The organism is Pseudomonas sp. NPDC090201, assembly GCF_044746825.1.
Taxonomy (GTDB): domain Bacteria; phylum Pseudomonadota; class Gammaproteobacteria; order Pseudomonadales; family Pseudomonadaceae; genus Aquipseudomonas; species Aquipseudomonas putida_AD.
This window is the reverse complement of sequence record NZ_JBIVCX010000002.1, coordinates 447,312-465,542: the sequence shown is the minus strand read 5'-3', so window position 1 is coordinate 465,542 and position 18,231 is coordinate 447,312. Positions and strand designations below refer to the sequence as shown.

Sequence of the window (18,231 nt, the reverse complement as noted above, 5' to 3'; positions counted from 1 at the left end):
CTCCGGCCGCTGTGTTGAAGGGGGTTAGTGTGCCAGCGGCAGGCGCTGCTGGCTATCGGCGAACAACCAGATAGAGCCCCGCGACCAGCATCAGCACCGAAGGCCAGGCGCTCATCGCGATCAACTCGCCACCTGATTGAGTATGGGCGGTTGCCAGCACTACGCCACCGGCCAGCAGGCACGCGCCCAGTAGCCGCAGGGCCCAGTGGTCGCCTTTGTGGCTGTAGGGCGGCGGTGGATCGGAGGTGTGCGGCTGGGACAGACGCTCCAGCAGATCGCGGGTCATGTTGGCCAGATGCGGGATCTGCTCAACTTGTGACTGCAAGTTTCCGATCAGTGTCTTGGGGCTGACGCGCTCGCGCATCCAGCGCTCCAGGAACGGCTGCGCGGTGCTCCACAGGTCCAGCTCGGGGTACAGCTGCCGGCCCAGGCCCTCGATGTTGAGCAGGGTTTTCTGCAACAGCACCAGTTGCGGCTGCACTTCCATGTTGAAGCGGCGGGCGGTCTGGAACAGGCGCATCAGCACCTGGCCGAAGGAAATGTCCTTGAGTGGCTTCTCGAAAATCGGCTCGCACACGGTGCGGATCGCCGCTTCGAATTCGTTGAGCTTGGTTTCCGCCGGCACCCAGCCCGAATCGATGTGCAACTGCGCCACACGGCGATAGTCGCGTTTGAAGAAGGCGAACAGGTTGCGCGCCAGGTAATCCTGGTCTTCGGGTGTCAGGCTGCCGACGATACCGCAGTCGATGGCGATGTACTGCGGATCCCAGGGTGCCACGGTGCTGACGAAGATGTTGCCGGGGTGCATGTCGGCGTGAAAGAAGCTGTCGCGGAACACTTGGGTGAAGAACAACTCCACGCCGCGCTCGGCGAGCTTTTTCATGTCGGTGCGCTGGTCGGCCAGGGTCGCGAGGTCCGTGACCTGAACGCCGTAGATGCGCTCCATGACCAACACTTTCGGCCGGCACCAGTCCCAGTAGACCTGCGGCACGTAGAGCATGGTCGAGCCTTCGAAGTTGCGTCGCAGCTGGCTGGAGTTGGCCGCCTCGCGCAACAGGTCGAGCTCGTCGTAGATAGTCTTTTCGTAGTCGGCGACCACGTCCACCGGGTGCAGCAGGCGGGCGTCGGCGGACAGGCGCTCGGCGATGCTGGCCAGGATGAACAGCCAGGCCAGGTCTGAACCGATGATCGGCTTGAGCCCCGGACGCACGACCTTGACCACCACTTCCTCGCCGGTCTTCAGGCGCGCGGCGTGTACCTGCGCCACCGAAGCCGAGGCCAGGGGCGCGACGTCGAAACGGCTGAACACGTCGCTGATCTTCGCCCCCAACTGGGACTCGATCAGGGCGATGGCCTTCTCGGACTCGAACGGCGGTACGCGGTCCTGCAAGAGCATCAGCTCATCGGCGATGTCTTCGGGCAACAGGTCCCGGCGGGTCGAGAGCAACTGGCCGAACTTGATGAAGATCGGCCCCAGGTCCTGAAGTGCCAGGCGCAGGCGCGCGCCTCGGGTCAGTTCACTCTTGCGCCTGGGGAACCAGCGCCAGGGCAGTACGAAACGGACGGCGAGCAGCCACCAGGGCAGGGGCAGGGCGAACAGCAGGTCATCCAGGCGGTAGCGGATGACGACCCGCTGGATGCGAAACAGGCGGCGGACGGCAAGCAGGCTCATGCGTTATCGCTGGGTTTGAGAGATTGGGCCAGACGCTCGAAGCGGGCTTCGAGGCGTTCCAGGTCTTGTTTGGTCTGATCCAGTTCGGCGAAACGGGCTTCAGCCTCGCGCTTGCCGACCAGTGTGCGGGATTCTTCGGCCAGGTACTCGGCCAGGTTGTGGGAGAGGCTGGCGATCGTGTCGCGGGTCATGCGCGCACTCTTGCGCAGATGACCGCCGATCAACGGCGTGGCCACCGGGCCCAGCCAGCGTTGCAGCTCGTATTCCCAGTCCAGATCGAGATCCTGCAACACGCCCACCAGCTCCAGCAGTACGGCGCTTTCACCGTCCAGTTCGACTTCGGGGCTGTGCAGCACGGCATTCTTGTCGCGGCTCGTGGCAAGGCGCATCAGGCTGGCGGCCGGTGCGCGCAGGGTCACGTCGGCGCCGCCTTCCCAGGTCGAGGCCAGCATCAGGCCTTCGTCACTGGGCAGGATGTGCAGGTCGAACGCGGGGCTGGTGCATTGCACCGCGATGATCTTGCCACTCAGTCGATCCAGGCGTGGCAGCGCCGTGCTGTCCATTTGCAGCACACGATTGATGCCGTGCTCGGCGCTGGCGAGCAAGCCGCGGATCAGCATCAGGGCTTGATACCGCGATGCAGGGCAACGATGCCGGAGGTCATGTTGTGGTAGGTCACGCGGTCGAAACCGGCCTCTACCATCATCGACTTCAGGGTTTCCTGGTCCGGGTGCATGCGGATCGATTCGGCGAGGTAACGGTAGCTTTCCGAGTCATTGGTGATCAGCTTGCCGGCCAGCGGCATGAAGGCGAACGAGTAGGCGTCGTAGACCTTGGACATGACCTTGTTGGTCGGCTTGGAGAACTCCAGCACCAGCAGGCGGCCGCCCGGCTTGAGCACGCGCAGCATGGAGCGGATGGCGTCTTCCTTGTGCGTCACATTGCGCAGGCCGAAGGCGATGGTCACGCAATCGAAGTGGTTGTCCGGGAACGGCAGCTTTTCAGCGTCGGCCTGGACGAACTTGATGTTGCCGGCCACGCCGCGGTCGAGCAGGCGGTCGCGACCGACCTTGAGCATCGAGGCGTTGATGTCTGCCAGTACCACTTCGCCGGTAGGGCCGACCAGGTGGGAGAATTTCTTCGCGAGGTCGCCCGTGCCGCCTGCGATGTCCAGCACGCGGTTGCCAGTACGAACGCCGGAAAGCTCGATGGTGAAGCGCTTCCAGAGGCGGTGCATGCCACCGGACAGTACGTCGTTCATCAGGTCGTACTTGGCTGCAACGGAGTGGAACACTTCGGCGACTTTCTCGGCCTTCTGGCTTTCGGCCACGGTTTTGTAACCGAAGTGGGTGGTGGGTTCGGCATCGCTGCCTTTGCGCGGATCGTTCATATCGCTGTCACCGGAATAAAGTGCGGCCATTCTAATCGTCGGGGCTGGCTTTGTCTTGACAAGGGTTAGGGTGAACAGTTTCTTCAAGGGATGGCACTGGTATAGTGGCCCGACGATTTACCTCGATGAAGGAGCCTGCCAATGGCCCGAATTACCGTGGAACGCCCGCACACGCTGGGCAAGGACAAGGCCCGCGAGAAGGCCGAATTGCTGGCCGAGAAGCTGGGCGAAAAATATGGCATCGAGCACAGCTGGAACGGCGACACCGTGTCGCTGGAAGGCAAGGGCGCCAAAGGCACGGTGCAGGTGGAAGAAGCGCTGGTGCGCGTCAACATCGAGCTGAATTTCTTCCTGTCGGCGATGAGCAGCACCATCGAGTCCGAAGTGGCGCGCCAGCTGGACAAGGCCCTCACTGCCTGACGCCCGCCCTTGTAGGAGCGCGCTTGCCCGCGATGGCGGTGTGTCAGGCGATGAATGTTTGAATTCACCGACCCCGTCGCGGGCAAGCGCGCTCCTACAGTTCATCTCTGTGCTCACTGGCTAGGGTGAGCATTCTAATTTTTCCCTCTACTTTGTGCCCATGCCCCAACTTCCTGCGGGCGGTTGCTCCCATCCCTTTCGAGTGTGAGGTGCGTCATGGTCAAAGTTGCCCTGAAGAAAAAAATCGCGAACGAAGAGGCCAGGACCTTTTCGGAAGTCCGTCTCTATGCGCGCAAGATCTGGCTCGCGGGCCTGGGCGCCTACGTCAAGGCTGGCCAGGAAGGCAGCGAGTACGTCAAAGAGCTGATTCGCACCGGCGAGCAGACTGAAAAGAAAGCCAAGAAAGTCATCGACGAAAAGGTCGAGGCGGCCAACACCGAAATCGACGAAGTGACCGGTGAAGTGATCAAGGCCAAGGGCCGTGTGGAAGCGCAACTCGACAAGATCGAAAGTGCGTTCGACCGCCGCGTGGCTAGCGCCTTGAATCGCATCGGTATTCCGTCTAAACATGATGTTGAGACACTCTCTGCTAAGCTCGATGAGCTGACGGCATTGCTCGAACGTGTCGCGCGTAAACAATAAGGAGAGCGGGATGGCTGGCAAAAAGAAAACCGATAAAGAAGGCAGCTCCTGGATTGGCGAGGTTGAAAAATACTCGCGCCAAATCTGGCTGGCTGGTTTAGGCGCTTACTCGAAGATCAGCAATGACGGCAGTAAGCTTTTCGAATCGTTGGTCAAGGACGGCGAGAAAGCCGAGAAGGAAACCAAGGCCACCGTTGGCAAGACCGTGGACACGGCCAAGACCACTACCAAATCCCGCGTCGGTGACGTGAAGGATCTGGCGCTGGGCAAATGGGGCGAGCTGGAGGGGGCTTTCGACAAGCGCCTGAACAGCGCGATCTCGCGTCTGGGCGTTCCCAGCCGCAACGAGGTCAAGGCACTGCACAGCAAGGTTGACCTGCTGACCAAGCAGATCGAGAAACTGACCGGCGCTTCGGTCACCCCTGTCTCGAAAACCGCCGCTGCAAAACCTGCGGCTAAAACCACCGCCAAGCCATTGGCCAAAGCTGCGGCCAAGCCTGTTGCGAAAGCGGCAAGCACCGTTGCGAGCAAGACTGCAGCCGCCAAACCGGCAGTGGCCAAGGCTGCGGCCAAACCGGTAGCTGCGGCGTCCAAGGCTGCTGCTTCGACTGCTGCCAAGGCCAAAGCCGTGGCGGCGAAACCTGCGGCCAAGCCTGCTGCGAAACCTGCCGCCAAACCGGCAGCGGCAGCCAAACCTGCAGCCGCGAAGAAACCGGCAGCGGCGAAAAAACCAGCCGCCGCCAAGCCAGCCGCCGCGAAACCGGCAGCAGCGCCTGCCTCGGCAGCACCGGCCAACACCGCTTCAAGCGCACCGGCGCAGGCCGCTGCGGCCGCACCATCGTCGGCCAGCTCCACGGCGTCGACACCGTCCAGCCAATCCTGATCCCCGGCTGGTTATCCCGAAGCCCGATCTGTGCAAGCAGGTCGGGTTTTTTATTGCCCGTCGATCTCACTCTTCCAGATAGTGCATCGCCAGCTTCTCTGATGCATGCCGGGCACCCGGTTTGAGGTGCGGCGCGACCAGCATCATGATCTGGTACACGACGACACGGGTTTCCCCTTCGCGGTCCAGAATGCGCTGGTAATCCAGCGAGAACAGCAAGGTCATGGTGATCTGCTCGACCAGTTGCCCCAGTGCCTGGGTGTCGCTGGTGACCTGGCCTTCGGCCTTCAGGCGTGCCAGCAGCGAGGCCAGGGTGCGCTTGATCGAGTTGAGCAGGTTGCGGATGCCACGGGCCAGCTTCGGCAGGCGTCCGGCCAGATTCGACAGGTCCTGGAACAGAAAGCGGTAATGTGACAGGCGCTCGACGATCAGGTGCAGGAACAGCCAGTAGTCCTCGGCCTCGAGGCGTGCATCGGCCGGTGGATCGAGCAAGGGCGCGAGTTCGACCTGGAAGCGCTCGAACAGCTCCATCACCAACGGCTCCTTGCCGTGAAAGTGGTAGTAGAGATTGCCCGGGCTGATGTCCAGTTCGTTGGCGATTTCCAGTGTCGAGACGTTGGGTTCGCCCTGCAGGTTGAACAGCTGCAGGGCACATTCGAGTATGCGGTCGCGGGTCTTCATCCAGTCTTCTTAAGTCTATTGACGAACTGTAGGAGCGCGCTTGCCCGCGACCGGCGTGTCAGACGACGTCGATGACATAGACCCAACGCCATCGCGGGCAAGCGCGCTCCTACGGGTGATATCAGCGCACGCGCACGTACGTCCCCGGCGCTGCCTCCATCGGCGGGTAGTTCTGGTTGCCCAGTGCCGTCAGCGTCTCGCGTTGCGGCCCCGAGCGTTCCTGAATCCAGCTCAGCCAGGTCGGCCACCAGCTGCCTTCGGTGGTGGTCGCGTCGTAGTACCAGGCGCGAGGGTCGCCGCTGAGCTTGCCGTTCTCCACGAAGTTCGATTTGGGATTGCCCGGCGGGTTGAGGATGCTTTGCACATGGCCGCTGTTGGAGAGCAGGAACCTGCGTTCGCCGCCCAGCAGCAGCGTCGAGCGATAGACCACATCCCAAGGGGTGATGTGGTCGTTGATACCGGCCACGCTGAAGCTGTCCACCGTGACCTTCTGCAGGTCGATGGGCGTGCCGCACACCTCAAGGCCTCCGGCATGCGTCAGCGGGTTGTGCTTGAAGAAATCGAGCATGTCGCCATGCAGCGCGGCGGGCAGGCGGGTGGTGTCGTTGTTCCAGTAGAGGATGTCGAACGACGGCGGCGCCTTGCCCAGCAGGTAGTTGTTGACCCAGTAGGACCAGATCAGATCGTTGGGCCGCATCCAGGCAAACACCTTGGCCATGTCGCGGCCATCCAGCACGCCGCGCTGGTAGGAGCGGCGCTTGGCGGCCTCAAGGGTCTGTTCGTCGATGAACAGCGTGGCGGGGCTCTCGATCTGGCTGTCCAGCAGGCTCACCAGGTAGGTCGCGCTGGCCACCCGACGCATCTGACGCTTGGCCTGCAAATGGCCCTGCAAGGCGGCGATGGTCAGGCCACCGGCGCAGGCTCCCATCAGGTTCACTTCGCGGGCGCCGGTGATCGCCCGGCACACGTTCATGGCTTCCTCGACGGCCTCCACGTAACTGGAAAGCCCCCACTCGCGATGCCGCACATCCGGGTTGCGCCAACTGATGATGAAGGTCTGCAAGCCGTTCTTGAGCGCGTACTGGACGAAGCTGTTGTGCGGGCTGAGGTCGAAAATGTAGAACTTGTTGATCTGCGGCGGCACGATCAGCAGGGGCCGCGCGTACTGCTTTTCGCTCATGGGCTTGTACTGGATCAGCTCCAGCAGCTCGTTGCGAAACACCACCGCGCCCGGCGTCACGGCCAGGGTGCGGCCAATCTCGAAGGCGTCCTTGGTGGTCTGGCTGGGCAGGCCGTTGTTGTGCAGGAAATCATCGAACATGTGGCTCAGGCCCTTCACCACGCTGCTGCCGCCTGAGTTGAACAGCTCTTTGACCGCCAGCGGGTTGAGCAGGCTGTTGGTCGGCGCCAGGGCGTCGTTGAGCAGCGCGAAGATGAACTGCGCGCGGGAGCGGTCGTCCTCGGGCAGGCCGCTGTCGGCGATCCAGTTGCGCACCTGGTGCTGCCAGCTCAGGTAGGCCTGCAGGCCGCGACGGTAAATCGGGTTGTGGGCCCAGGTCGGGTCGTTGAAGCGCGCATCCTGCGGGTGCAACTGATGAGGGGTTTCACCAAGCAGCACCTTGCCCAACTGGCCGCCAAGGGTCAGGGCGTGACGCGCCGTGTAGACCGGGCGCTTGAGGCCTTGCAACGCCACGCTGCGCAGGGTCGAGAACAGATCCCTGCCGCGCAGGCCGGTGATGGCGCTCTGCGCGTTGATGTAGGTCGCTGGCGTCGGGTAGGCATTCTTTGCCGGTTTTTCTCGCATGGATCAACACTCCTTCGTCAGGCCATGAACTAATGCAGGTAGCCTCAGTGAGATCGCCCAACAGGTGCGGGCTGAGGATGCATCACGGCACGCTGCCGCTCTTGCGCAAGAAACTTCATGATGATGGGCGCGACAGCTTCGGCCCGGGTGATCAGAAACAAGTGACCGTCGTCGATTATGTGTAGCTGGGCATTGGGGATACGCCAGGCCAGCAGTCGCATGTTAATCAGCGGAATCAGCGGATCGTCGTCCCCGGCGAGCACCAGCGTGGGCTGGCGGATCTTGTGCAGCCAATGAATGCTGGTCCAGCCCATGCCCGCGAACAGCTGCCAGTAGTAGCCCAGCTTTCCGGACGAGCGGACCTTGGCAGCGTGGTTGGCGGCCAGGTTCGGGTCGCGACGGAAGGCGCCGCCGTAGATGTCAGGAGCGATGCGAATCACGTGGGACGGCTGAATGTAGCGGCGCGGGCTTGCCATCATCCACAGCACTTTCGGCTTGCCCGGCACCATGACCGCGCCTGCGGCGGTGGCGGCCAGCACCAGCTTCTTGCAGCGCTCGGGGTAGTCGTAGGCGAACTGTTGGGCCAGGGCGCCGCCCCAGGACACGCCGATGGCGTTGACCTGGCCGTAGTCCAGGTAATCGAGCATGCGCGCGGCGAGTTTGGCCAGGCCCGGGAAGCGATAGGGCCGCCTGGGCGTCGATGAGCCACCGACACCGGGGACGTCGAAGGCAATGACTTCAAGGTCCGGGTCCAGTGCATCAACGAATGGAAACACCAGTTCGAGGTTGGCGCCGATGCCGTTGAAAATCAGCAGCGGCGTCAGATGACTCTTGCCGGGTCGCACCGCGGTGCGGATGTTGTGACCATCCAGGTCGATGGTGCGAAATACAAACGGTTGCGGCATGCGCGAAGCCCTGTTGGTTAAACGCCGGTAATGCTGTCCTGCGCTTTCTCCGGTCCTGAAACCGCGTGGGCGGTTCCTGCGTATTCGATGCTTGCCGTCCTTTCAAAATCGACGCCTGTAGGAGCGCGCTTGCCCGCGATGGCGGTGTGTCAGCCACCACCGATGCCAGATGTGCCGATGCCGTCGCGGGCAAGCGCGCTCCTACAGGGCTTTGTGTGCGCGTCTTAACGCTCGTGCACGTACGTGCCCGGTGAAGCTTCCCCGGCCGGGTAGGCCTTGTTACCCAGTGTAGCGGGGGATTTTTTCAGTTTGCCGGAGCGCTCCGCCTGCCATGCCTGCCAGTGCAGCCACCAGGAATCGGTGTGCTTGGTGGCGTCTTCCTGCCAGCGGGTGGCGTCGTCCGGTAGCTCCGGGTTGGTCATGTATCGCGCCTTCGGGTTGCCTGGCGGGTTCAGGATGCTCTGAATGTGCCCGCTGTTGGACAGCACGAATTCGGTCTTGCCGCCAAACAGTCTGGCCGACTTGTAGCACGAGACCCACGGCGTGATGTGGTCGTTGGTGCCGGCAAGACAGAAGATGTCACTTTTGACCTGCTTGAGATCGATCGGTGTGCCGCAGACTTCCAGCGCGTCGGTGCGCACCAGCGGGTTGTTCTTGAACATCTCGATCAGGTCGCCGTGGAACGCTGCGGGCAGGCGCGTGGTGTCGTTGTTCCAGAACAGGATGTCGAACACCGGCGGCTCGTTGCCCAGCAGGTAGTTGTTGACCCAGTAATTCCAGATCAGGTCGTTGGGGCGCATCCAGGCGAAAACCTTGGCCATGTCCTTGCCTTCGAGCACGCCGGCCTGATACGAGTGGCGCTTGGCCGACTCCAGGGTCTGCTCGTCGACGAACAATGCGACCTGGGTGTCGAGCGTGGTGTCGAGCACGCTGACCAGCAGCGTCAGGGCGTTGACCTTCTGCTCGCCAAGGGCGGCGTAATGGCCCAGCAGCGCGGTGCAGGTGATGCCGCCGGAGCAGGCGCCCAGCATGTTCACGTCCTTGCTGCCGGTGATCTTGCACACCACATCCACCGCTTCCTTCACCGCATCGATGTAGGTCGACAGGCCCCACTCGCGCTGGGCCTTGGTCGGGTTGCGCCAACTGATGATGAAGGTCTGCACGTTGTTGCGCAGGCAGAAGCGGGCCAGGCTTTTGTCCGGGCTCAAATCGAAAACGTAGAATTTGTTGATCTGCGGTGGCACCACCAACAGCGGGCGCTCGTGCACCTGTTCGGTGATGGGCCGGTACTGGATCAGTTCCAGCACATCATTGCGGAACACCACCGCGCCTTCGGAAGTCCCCAGGTTCTTGCCGACTTCGAAGGCGTCCATGTTGACCTGGCTGGGCATGCCGCCGTTGTTCACCAGATCCTTGGCAAGGTGCGAGAGTCCATCGAGGATGCTCTTGCCGCCGGTTTCGAAGAAGCGTTTGACCGCTGCCGGGTTGGCAGCGCCGTTGGTGGGGGACATGGCTTCGGTCATCAGGTTGATCACGAAGTGACCGCGGCTGATGTCCTGTTCCGACAGGCTGCTGTCGCCGATCCAGTCGTGCAGTTCCTTGCGCCAGGCAAGGTAGGTCTGCAGGTAGCGACGGTAGAGCGGGTTCTGGCTCCAGGCAGGATCCACGAAACGACGGTCGTCGCTGTCGGGTGCCAGGGTGGACTTGCCCAGCAGGACGTTTTTCAGCTCCAGCCCGAAATGGGCCACGTGCTTGGCGCTGTGGATCGGTTGGCGTATTGCCTGGGTCAGTACCATGCGTGCCGTGGTGAGCAAATCCTTGCGCCGCAGGCCTATGACGGGGTTGAGCCCCAACGTGTGTTCAGAGGCTTGACGCGGCAGGTCATCATTACTCTTGTTACTCATCTACGACGCTCCATTGTCCTGAGACGAGCACCGGTGCGGCTGTGAACACGCGTCACAGACCAGAGCCGGTACTGCTCTCGGGTGACCGATGATTAACACAAACGGGTGTGACGATTACGCGACGATCGGAAGGATGCGTGGCAACGCCCTGGATCACACCTGCAGGCTTCTGCAAAAACTCCGATGCAGAGAACCTGCCAGAATCATTGGTTACGCGAGAATTCAAAAAATCGCAAGCAGGGGCAATCATTGACCGCTGCGCGGACCATTGAAGCAAAAGGAATTAGAAAGTGCGTCCTAAAACGCCGGCCGGTCGCCCAGCCGCGGACTAGAGCATCAGCTTGATGACTTGCTCGGAAGGGTCACGGGATTTGCCTGCCGCTTTGAGCTCGGCGAGATATTCGTCCCACAGCTGCGTTTGACGCAGCGACAGTTGCTCCAGGTATTCCCAGGTGAACAATCCGCTGTCATGACCGTCGTCGAAGGTCAATTTCAGTGCGTATTGCCCTGCCGGTTCGATCTTGGTGAGCCCGACACCCAGCTTGCCGAATTGCAGGATCGGATTGCCATGGCCCTGAACCTCGGCCGAAGGCGAATGCACCCGCAGAAATTCGGCGGGCAGGTGGTACTCCTCGTCGGGGCCGTATTTGAGCGAGAGGATCTTCGAGGCTTTGTGGAGCTGGATGGCGGAGGGAATTCGGGACATCGGATTTACGCCTGTTTCCGGTTTGGGGGCGTGCACATATTAAACGTAGCAGCACGGCTTGCCGGCGGGAGCGATCTTAAGGACGCCCCCGCCGGCAAGCCGTGCTGCTACAGGTGCGGTGTCTGCGCAACCATCAATGATGAGCGCAGACAGCACGGTCAGAGGATGTAGCGCGACAGGTCTTCGTCTTCCGCCAGTTCGCCCAGGTGGCTGTTGACGTATTCGGCGTCGATCTTGATCGTGGCGGTGTCCTGCGCGCTGCCCAGGTCGCCGGCGCTGAAGGAAACCTCTTCCAGCAGACGCTCCAGCAGGGTGTGCAGGCGGCGGGCACCGATGTTCTCGGTCTTCTCGTTGACCTGCCAGGCGATCTCGGCCAGGCGCTTGATGCCCTCTGGCAGGAACTCGATGTTCAGGCCTTCGGTTTTCAGCAGCTCGCGATACTGCTCGGTCAGCGACGCGTGCGGCTCGCTCAGGATGCGTTCGAAGTCCTGCGGGCTCAGCGCCTTCAGCTCAACGCGGATCGGCAGACGGCCTTGCAGCTCAGGCACCAGGTCGCTCGGCTTGCTCAGGTGGAACGCGCCGGAGGCGATGAACAGGATGTGGTCGGTCTTGACCATGCCCAGCTTGGTGTTGACGGTGCAGCCTTCGATCAGCGGCAGCAGGTCGCGCTGCACGCCTTCACGGGACACATCGGCGCCGCCGACATTGCCGCGCTTGGCGACCTTGTCGATCTCGTCGATGAACACGATGCCATGCTGTTCGACTGCTTCCAGGGCCTTGCCCTTGAGCTCTTCGTCGTTGACCAGGCGGCTGGCTTCTTCGTCGCGCACCATCTTGAGCGCGTCCTTGACCTTGAGCTTGCGGCTCTTGCGCTTGCCCTTGCCCATGTTGGCGAACAGGCTTTGCAGCTGGTTGGTCATCTCTTCCATGCCAGGCGGCGCGGAAATGTCGACGCCGCCCATCTCGGCCACTTCGATCTCGATTTCCTTGTCATCCAGCTGGCCTTCACGCAGGCGCTTTCGGAACAGCTGGCGGGTGTTGGAATCACTGCCCGACGAGGCTTCTTCGCTGAAACCGGTGCGGGCCGCAGGCAGCAGGGCGTCGAGGATGCGGTCTTCGGCGGCGTCTTCGGCGCGATGACGGACCTTGACCATTTCCTGTTCGCGCAGGAGCTTCAGCGCAGCGTCGGCCAGGTCGCGAATGATCGACTCGACGTCGCGGCCCACGTAGCCCACTTCGGTGAACTTGGTGGCTTCAACCTTGAGGAACGGCGCGTTGGCCAGCTTGGCCAGGCGACGGGCGATTTCGGTTTTACCGACGCCGGTCGGGCCGATCATCAGGATGTTCTTGGGCGTGACTTCAACGCGCAGCTCTTCGGGCAGCTGCATCCGGCGCCAGCGGTTGCGCAGCGCGATGGCGACGGCGCGCTTGGCATCGTCCTGGCCGATGATATGGCGATTGAGTTCGTGGACGATTTCACGGGGAGTCATGGACATGGCTTTCAACGGTCCTTGGGTCATGAAGGGCTGGCGGCGATGAATTGCCGCCAGCGTCGGGCCTCACTGAGCGAGGTCCTGTTCCTCAATGGTGATGTGGTGGTTGGTGAATACGCAGATGTCGCCAGCGATGTGCAGCGCCGTCTCGGCAATTTCTCGCGCCGACAGCTCGGTTTTCAGCAGCAGGGCGCGCGCGGCGGCCTGGGCGAATGCACCGCCCGAACCCATGGCGATCAGGCCGTCTTCGGGCTCAACGACGTCACCGTTGCCGGTAATGATGAGCGAGGCGTCCTTGTTGGCGACGGCCAGCATGGCTTCCAGACGGCTCAGGGAGCGGTCGGTACGCCAGTCTTTGGCAAGCTCGACAGCGGCGCGGACCAGATGGCCCTGGTGTTTTTCCAGCTGGGCTTCGAAACGCTCGAACAGGGTGAAGGCGTCGGCAGTGGCGCCAGCGAAACCGGCGATGACCTGGCCGTGATAAAGACGACGGACCTTTTTGGCATTGCCTTTCATGACGGTATTGCCCAGGGAAACCTGGCCGTCACCAGCCATGACGACTTTGCCTTGGCGGCGCACTGAAACGATGGTGGTCAAGGGGAGAGTCTCCACGCTGCGGGGCGAAAATGCCCTGATGGAAACTCATATGGGGGTGGGGAAGGGTATTTCAACCGTGGGGGATGAATGGCAGGTGCCGTAGCCCGCCATGATCGTACCCATGCTCCATTTGCGAACAACCTAAACACTGTAGGAGCGCGCTTGCCCGCGATGGCGTCGTGTCAAGCGATCAATTCGTAAATGACACACCGCAATCGCGGGCAAGCGCGCTCCTACAAAGGCCGGCGTGAAGTCACCGGGCCTGGCGTTGTTGCAACAAAAGGTTACTGAACCCGCCGCCAGCCAGTTGCTTCTGTGCGGTCGTCAGTTGTTCGCGGTTGCTGAACGGGCCCACGAGCACGCGGTACCAGGTCTCATCCTTCACCGTACCCGATTCCACCGTCGCGGCCTGGCCCAGCAGAATGATCTGCGCACGCACCTTCTCGGCGTCGGCCTGTTTGCGGAACGAGCCCGCCTGCAGGAAGAACGTGGTCACCGCAGCCGGCTTGGTCACAGGTGGCGCAGGCGGAGGCGTCAGGCCACTGAGGGCTGCCTGGGCGCGGGCCGTGTCGATCTTCGCGGCCTGTTCAGGCGTGACCGGCGTGGTCGGAGTGACCACCGCAGGCGGCGTCTTCTCCGGCACGGCCTCGTTCGGCACGATAACTTCCGACTCAGGCAGCAGGGTGTAGAAATCGTACTTGGGCTTGACCGGCGCAGTCGGGCTCGGCGGCGTCTTGTTCGCCTCGGCGATCTTCGCCGCCTTGGCTTCGGCCTTCACGCGCTTGATGTCATCGCCGCTGCCCGGCTCCAGTTTCATCAGGAAAACGATGAAGGCACCGACCGACAGGCCGATCGCCAGCCACACCCATCCCGGAATCGGCTTCTTTGCGGGTGCCTCGTACCGGCTGGCGCCGCGCTTGGGAGCTGGTTTCTTTTTGACTGCCAACTTACATACGCTCCAGAGTTTCCAGACCCAGCAATTGCAGGCCTTGCTTGAGGGTGCGGCCAGTCAGGTGCGCAAGGCGCAGACGGCTCTGCTGTTGCTCGGGGTTTTCGGCGTTCAGGATCGGGCAGTTCTCGTAGAAGCTGGAGAACAGGCCCGCCAGATCGTACAGGTAGGCGCACAGGACGTGCGGTGTGCCTTTCTCGGCGACGTTGTTCACGGTCTCGCCAAACTGCGCCAGGCGCGCAGCCAGGTCCTGTTCATGCTCGGCCTCGAGGATGATCTGGCCCTTGCTCTCGTCGAACGCCTCGCCCAGCTTGCGGAACACGCCGGAAACGCGGGTGTAGGCGTACAGCAGGTAAGGCGCGGTGTTGCCTTCGAAGCTCAGCATCTGGTCGAAGTTGAAGCTGTAGTCGCTGGCGCGGTGCTTGGACAGGTCGGCGTATTTCACCGCGCTGATGCCCACGGCCTTGGCGATGGTGCGCAGTTCGTCTTCGGCGACTTCCGGGTTCTTCTCCTTGACCAGCACGTAGGCGCGCTCTTCGGCCTCGTCCAGCAGGTCCACCAGCTTGACGGTGCCGCCATCGCGGGTCTTGAACGGACGGCCATCGGCGCCGTTCATGGTGCCGAAGCCCATGTGCTCCATCTGCATGCCGTTGGTCACGAAACCGGCGCGACGGGCCACTTCGAACACCTGCTGGAAGTGCAGGGCCTGGCGTTGGTCAACGAAATACAGGGCGCGGTCGGCTTTCAGGACGTTGCTGCGGTAGCGCACGGCGGCAAGGTCAGTGGTGGCGTAGAGGTAACCGCCGCCTGCTTTCTGCACGATCACCGGCAGCGGGTCGCCGTCGGCGTTCTTGAATTCATCGAGGAACACGCACTGGGCGCCCTTGCTTTCCACCAGCAGGCCGGCCTTTTTCAGGTCGCTGACCACGTTGGCCAGGTCATCGTTGTAGGCGCTTTCGCCCATGACGTCGGCGGGGGTCAGTTTGACGTTCAGGCGCTCGTAGACTTCCTGGCAGTGCGACAGGGAGATGTCCTTGAAGCGGGTCCACAGCGACAGGCACTCAGGGTCGCCAGCCTGCAGCTTGACCACCAGGCCACGTGCGCGCTCGGCGAATTCTTCGGATTCGTCGAAGCGGCCCTTGGCGGCGCGGTAGAAGTTTTCCAGGTCCGACAGCTCGTCGCTGGTGGCCGGGGTTTCCTGCAGGTAGGCCAGCAGCATGCCGAACTGGGTGCCCCAGTCGCCCACGTGGTTCTGACGGATGACCGTGTCACCGAGGAACTCCAGCACGCTGGCTACGCCGTCACCGATGATGGTCGAGCGCAGGTGGCCGACGTGCATCTCTTTGGCGAGGTTGGGGGCGGACAGGTCGACCACCACGCGCTGGGCCGGGCCGTTCTTGCGCACCGACAGGGTGGCGTCGGCCAGGGCTTCGTCCAGGCGCGAAGCCAGGGCCTGGGTGTTCTGGAAGAAATTGAGGAAGCCGGGACCGGCGATGTCGACCTTGCTGATCTGCTCGTCGGCAGGCAAGGCGGCGACGATCTTCTCGGCCAGATCGCGCGGCTTCATGCCCGCAGGCTTGGCCAGCATCATGGCGATGTTGCTGGCGAAGTCGCCGTTTTTCTTGTCCTTGGCGTTTTCCACCTGAATCGCTGGCGTCAGGCCCTGCGGCAATACGCCTTCGGTGACGAGTTGGCTCAGGGCTTGTTGGATCAGCTGGCGAATGGTGTCTTTCATGAGGCTCTCTTTCGACCGCAAGCGCGGCAGCGCTTCGATGCGCGGGTGGAAAAACTGGGCATTATCCGTTGCCGGAGCCACCTTGCCAACCGCGGTGGATGCGCGGTTGTGTCCACAGTATCAATTGTAGGAGCGCGCTTGCCCGCGATTGCAGTGTGTCATTGGTGCATACACCGCCTGACGCACCGCCATCGCGGGCAAGCGCGCTCCTACGGATTCGGTGGTGCCGTTAATACAAATCCACAGGATCCACATCCAGCGACCACCTGACCGCGCGCCCGCTGGGCATGTTCTCCAGTGCCAGCAGCCAGGTCGCCAACAGCTTGTGCAACGGCGCCCGGGCGTTGGCCTGTACCAGCAGCTGGGCGCGATAACGCCCTGCGCGGCGTTCCATCGGAGCCGGAACAGGGCCCAACAGTTCAATTCCGCCGAGCGACATTTCCTTCAACAGGTGTTCCGCTTCCGTACAGGCCTCGTTCAGAAAACCTTCCGCTTGCCCCGGTTTGTGGGCTTCTGCGCGCAGCAGCGCCAGGTGGGAAAACGGCGGCAGCCCGGCAGCGCGGCGTTCGCTCAGGGCCTGCTCGGCGAAGGCAAAGTAACCCTGTTCGGTGAGCTGGATCAGCAGCGGATGTTCTGCAAGGTGTGTCTGGATAATCACCTTGCCGGGTTCTTCCGCCCGACCGGCACGGCCGGCCACCTGCACGATCAACTGCGCCATGCGCTCGCTGGCGCGAAAATCGCCGGAAAACAGCCCGCCGTCGGCGTCCAGAATCGACACCAGGGTCACTCGCGGAAAATGGTGGCCCTTGGCGAGCATCTGAGTGCCGACCAGAATGCACGGCTGGCCCTTCTGGATGGTGGCGAACAGCTGGTTCATCGCGTCCTTGCGCGAGGTGCTGTCACGGTCAACGCGCAACACCGGGTAATCGGGGAACAGAATCGCCAGCCGCTCCTCGGCGCGCTCGGTCCCGGCACCCACCGGGCGCAAGTCGACCTTGCCGCACGCCGGGCAGTTTCGCGGAACCCGCTCGGCATGGCCGCAATGATGGCAGCGCAGCTCGCCGGAGCGCTGATGAACGGTCATCCGCGCATCGCAACGGTTGCATTCAGACAGCCAGCCGCAATCGTGGCACAGCAGGGTCGGGGCGAACCCGCGACGGTTGAGGAACACCAGCACCTGCTGCCCGGCTGCCAGCGTCTGGGCAATGGCTTGCTGCATTGGGCCGGAAATGCCGCTGTCCAGCGGGCGGCTTTTTACATCCAGGCGCAGGAAACGTGGCTGTTGCGCACCGCCCGCGCGCTGATTCAGGCGTAGGAGGGCGTACCGCCCGGTGTGGGCATTGTGCAGGCTTTCCAGTGATGGCGTGGCCGAGCCCAGCACAATGGGGATGTCTTCCTGCCGCGCACGCACCAGCGCCAGGTCCCGGGCGTGATAACGCAAGCCTTCCTGCTGTTTATAGGAGCCGTCGTGTTCTTCGTCGATGATGATCAGGCCGGGGTTCTTCATCGGTGTGAACAGCGCCGAGCGGGTGCCGATGATGATGTCGGCCTCGCCGTCGCGTGCGGCCAGCCAGGCGTCGAGGCGATCCCGGTCGTTGACTGCCGAATGCAGCAGGGCGATCCGCGCGTTGAAGCGTTGTTCGAAGCGCGCCAGGGTTTGCGGGCCCAGGTTGATTTCCGGGATCAGCACCAGCGCCTGCTTGCCCGCTTCCAGCGTTTCGCGGATCAGTTGCAGATAGACCTCGGTCTTGCCGCTGCCGGTCACACCTGCCAACAGGGAGGCGTGAAAGCTGCCGAACCCCGACCGAATCGCCTCGAACGCGGCGCGCTGTTCGGTATTCAGCGGCAGTTCGGGCTGGGCCAGCCAGTGTTCGTGGCGCTCGATGGGTGCATGGCCGCGCACTTCGACGGTCACCAGTTCCTTGGCCAGCAGCAGGTTCAGGCTGTCGCGGTTTAGCATCAGTTTGCTCAATAGCTGATGGGCGACGCCGTGGGGGTGCTGGGCGAGGGTCCTGAGTGCTTCTTTCTGTTTCGGCGCGCGGGCGATGCGCGGGTCATCGATGCTGGCCCCTTCGGCGATCTGCCAGAAACGATCCTGCCGTGCTTCGGCCGGCTCGCCCTGACGCAGCATCACCGGCAGCGCCCAGCTCAGCGTGTCGCCCAGGCTGTGCTGGTAATATTGGGCGGTCCACAGGCACAGCTTGAACAGCGCGGCGGGCAGCGGCGCTTCGCTGTCCAGCAGGGCGATGGCCGGTTTGAGCTTCTCGGCGGGCACTTCGCTGTGATCGGTGATCTCCACCAGAATGCCGATCATCTCCCGGCGACCGAACGGCACCCGCAGGCGCATCCCGGGCTGCAAGGCGCTGCGCTGGACTCCGGCGGGGGCGCGGTAGTCGAACAGGCGGCGCAAGGGCGAGGGCAGGGCGAGGCGCAGAATGGCGTCGGGCACG

16 protein-coding genes are annotated in these 18,231 nt (G+C 62.7%); 3 read left to right on the top strand and 13 right to left on the bottom strand.

Annotation, left to right across the window (positions count from 1 at the left end; translation table 11 throughout):
* Positions 1-52 precede the first annotated feature (52 nt).
* Genes ubiB through ubiE form a run of 3 tightly spaced genes read right to left on the bottom strand, consistent with a single transcriptional unit; the run spans position 53 to position 3,062 of the window.
* Positions 53-1,672 (bottom strand): ubiquinone biosynthesis regulatory protein kinase UbiB, encoded by a 1,620-nt coding sequence (gene ubiB, locus ACIPOO_RS08240; RefSeq protein ID WP_274134941.1) that lies wholly within the window; start codon positions 1,670-1,672, stop codon positions 53-55.
* Positions 1,669-2,292, bottom strand: a complete 624-nt coding sequence (locus tag ACIPOO_RS08235; protein ID WP_400605776.1) for an SCP2 domain-containing protein — start codon at positions 2,290-2,292, stop codon at positions 1,669-1,671. The genes ubiB and ACIPOO_RS08235 overlap by 4 nt, the downstream gene beginning before the upstream one ends.
* The gene (gene ubiE / locus ACIPOO_RS08230) at positions 2,292-3,062 is read right to left on the bottom strand and encodes a bifunctional demethylmenaquinone methyltransferase/2-methoxy-6-polyprenyl-1,4-benzoquinol methylase UbiE (protein WP_110951120.1); all 771 of its coding nucleotides are present in this window, start codon (positions 3,060-3,062) and stop codon (positions 2,292-2,294) included. Before ubiE ends, ACIPOO_RS08235 begins: the two co-directional genes overlap by 1 nt.
* Before the next feature lie 141 nt (positions 3,063-3,203).
* Between ubiE and ACIPOO_RS08225 the strand changes: the two genes are divergently transcribed.
* The 3 genes from ACIPOO_RS08225 (at position 3,204) to ACIPOO_RS08215 (ending at position 5,007) form a co-directional block, all read left to right on the top strand.
* Positions 3,204-3,482, top strand: coding sequence for a polyhydroxyalkanoic acid system family protein (locus ACIPOO_RS08225; RefSeq protein WP_274134939.1), 279 nt, complete (start codon positions 3,204-3,206; stop codon positions 3,480-3,482).
* 216 nt (positions 3,483-3,698) lie between these two features.
* Positions 3,699-4,124, top strand: a complete 426-nt coding sequence (locus ACIPOO_RS08220) for a phasin family protein (protein ID WP_274136597.1) — start codon at positions 3,699-3,701, stop codon at positions 4,122-4,124.
* A 10-nt stretch (positions 4,125-4,134) separates the two neighbouring features.
* Positions 4,135-5,007: a phasin family protein gene (locus ACIPOO_RS08215; RefSeq protein ID WP_400605773.1), complete on the top strand. Its 873-nt coding sequence runs from the start codon at positions 4,135-4,137 to the stop codon at positions 5,005-5,007.
* A 66-nt stretch (positions 5,008-5,073) separates the two neighbouring features.
* Here ACIPOO_RS08215 and ACIPOO_RS08210 read toward each other — a convergent pair whose 3' ends face one another.
* The 10 genes from ACIPOO_RS08210 to ACIPOO_RS08165 form a co-directional block, all read right to left on the bottom strand.
* Positions 5,074-5,688: a TetR/AcrR family transcriptional regulator gene (locus tag ACIPOO_RS08210; protein ID WP_400605771.1), complete on the bottom strand. Its 615-nt coding sequence runs from the start codon at positions 5,686-5,688 to the stop codon at positions 5,074-5,076.
* A 121-nt stretch (positions 5,689-5,809) separates the two neighbouring features.
* Positions 5,810-7,492 carry a class II poly(R)-hydroxyalkanoic acid synthase gene (phaC, locus tag ACIPOO_RS08205; protein ID WP_274136600.1) on the bottom strand — a complete coding sequence of 561 codons (1,683 nt, stop codon included), beginning with the start codon at positions 7,490-7,492 and terminating at the stop codon, positions 5,810-5,812.
* Positions 7,493-7,536: 44 nt separating this feature from the next.
* Complete coding sequence (phaZ, locus tag ACIPOO_RS08200) at positions 7,537-8,397, bottom strand: poly(3-hydroxyalkanoate) depolymerase (protein ID WP_274136601.1); 861 nt, start codon at positions 8,395-8,397, stop codon at positions 7,537-7,539.
* A gap of 224 nt (positions 8,398-8,621) precedes the next feature.
* Positions 8,622-10,301 (bottom strand): class II poly(R)-hydroxyalkanoic acid synthase, encoded by a 1,680-nt coding sequence (gene phaC / locus ACIPOO_RS08195; RefSeq protein ID WP_274136602.1) that lies wholly within the window; start codon positions 10,299-10,301, stop codon positions 8,622-8,624.
* Positions 10,302-10,629: 328 nt separating this feature from the next.
* Positions 10,630-11,007, bottom strand: coding sequence for a gamma-butyrobetaine hydroxylase-like domain-containing protein (locus ACIPOO_RS08190; protein ID WP_400605767.1), 378 nt, complete (start codon positions 11,005-11,007; stop codon positions 10,630-10,632).
* Between the two features lie 158 nt (positions 11,008-11,165).
* A complete protein-coding gene (gene hslU, locus ACIPOO_RS08185) occupies positions 11,166-12,503 on the bottom strand; it encodes an ATP-dependent protease ATPase subunit HslU (protein ID WP_274136604.1) in 1,338 nt (445 codons plus the stop codon).
* A 63-nt stretch (positions 12,504-12,566) separates the two neighbouring features.
* Complete coding sequence (gene hslV / locus ACIPOO_RS08180; protein ID WP_274136605.1) at positions 12,567-13,097, bottom strand: ATP-dependent protease subunit HslV; 531 nt, start codon at positions 13,095-13,097, stop codon at positions 12,567-12,569.
* A 253-nt stretch (positions 13,098-13,350) separates the two neighbouring features.
* Positions 13,351-14,043: an SPOR domain-containing protein gene (locus tag ACIPOO_RS08175; RefSeq protein ID WP_274136606.1), complete on the bottom strand. Its 693-nt coding sequence runs from the start codon at positions 14,041-14,043 to the stop codon at positions 13,351-13,353.
* A gap of 1 nt (position 14,044) precedes the next feature.
* Positions 14,045-15,781: an arginine--tRNA ligase gene (argS, locus tag ACIPOO_RS08170; protein ID WP_400605763.1), complete on the bottom strand. Its 1,737-nt coding sequence runs from the start codon at positions 15,779-15,781 to the stop codon at positions 14,045-14,047.
* 229 nt (positions 15,782-16,010) lie between these two features.
* Positions 16,011-18,230, bottom strand: a complete 2,220-nt coding sequence (locus tag ACIPOO_RS08165) for a primosomal protein N' (RefSeq protein WP_400605761.1) — start codon at positions 18,228-18,230, stop codon at positions 16,011-16,013.
* Between the last annotated feature and the right edge of the window lies 1 nt (position 18,231).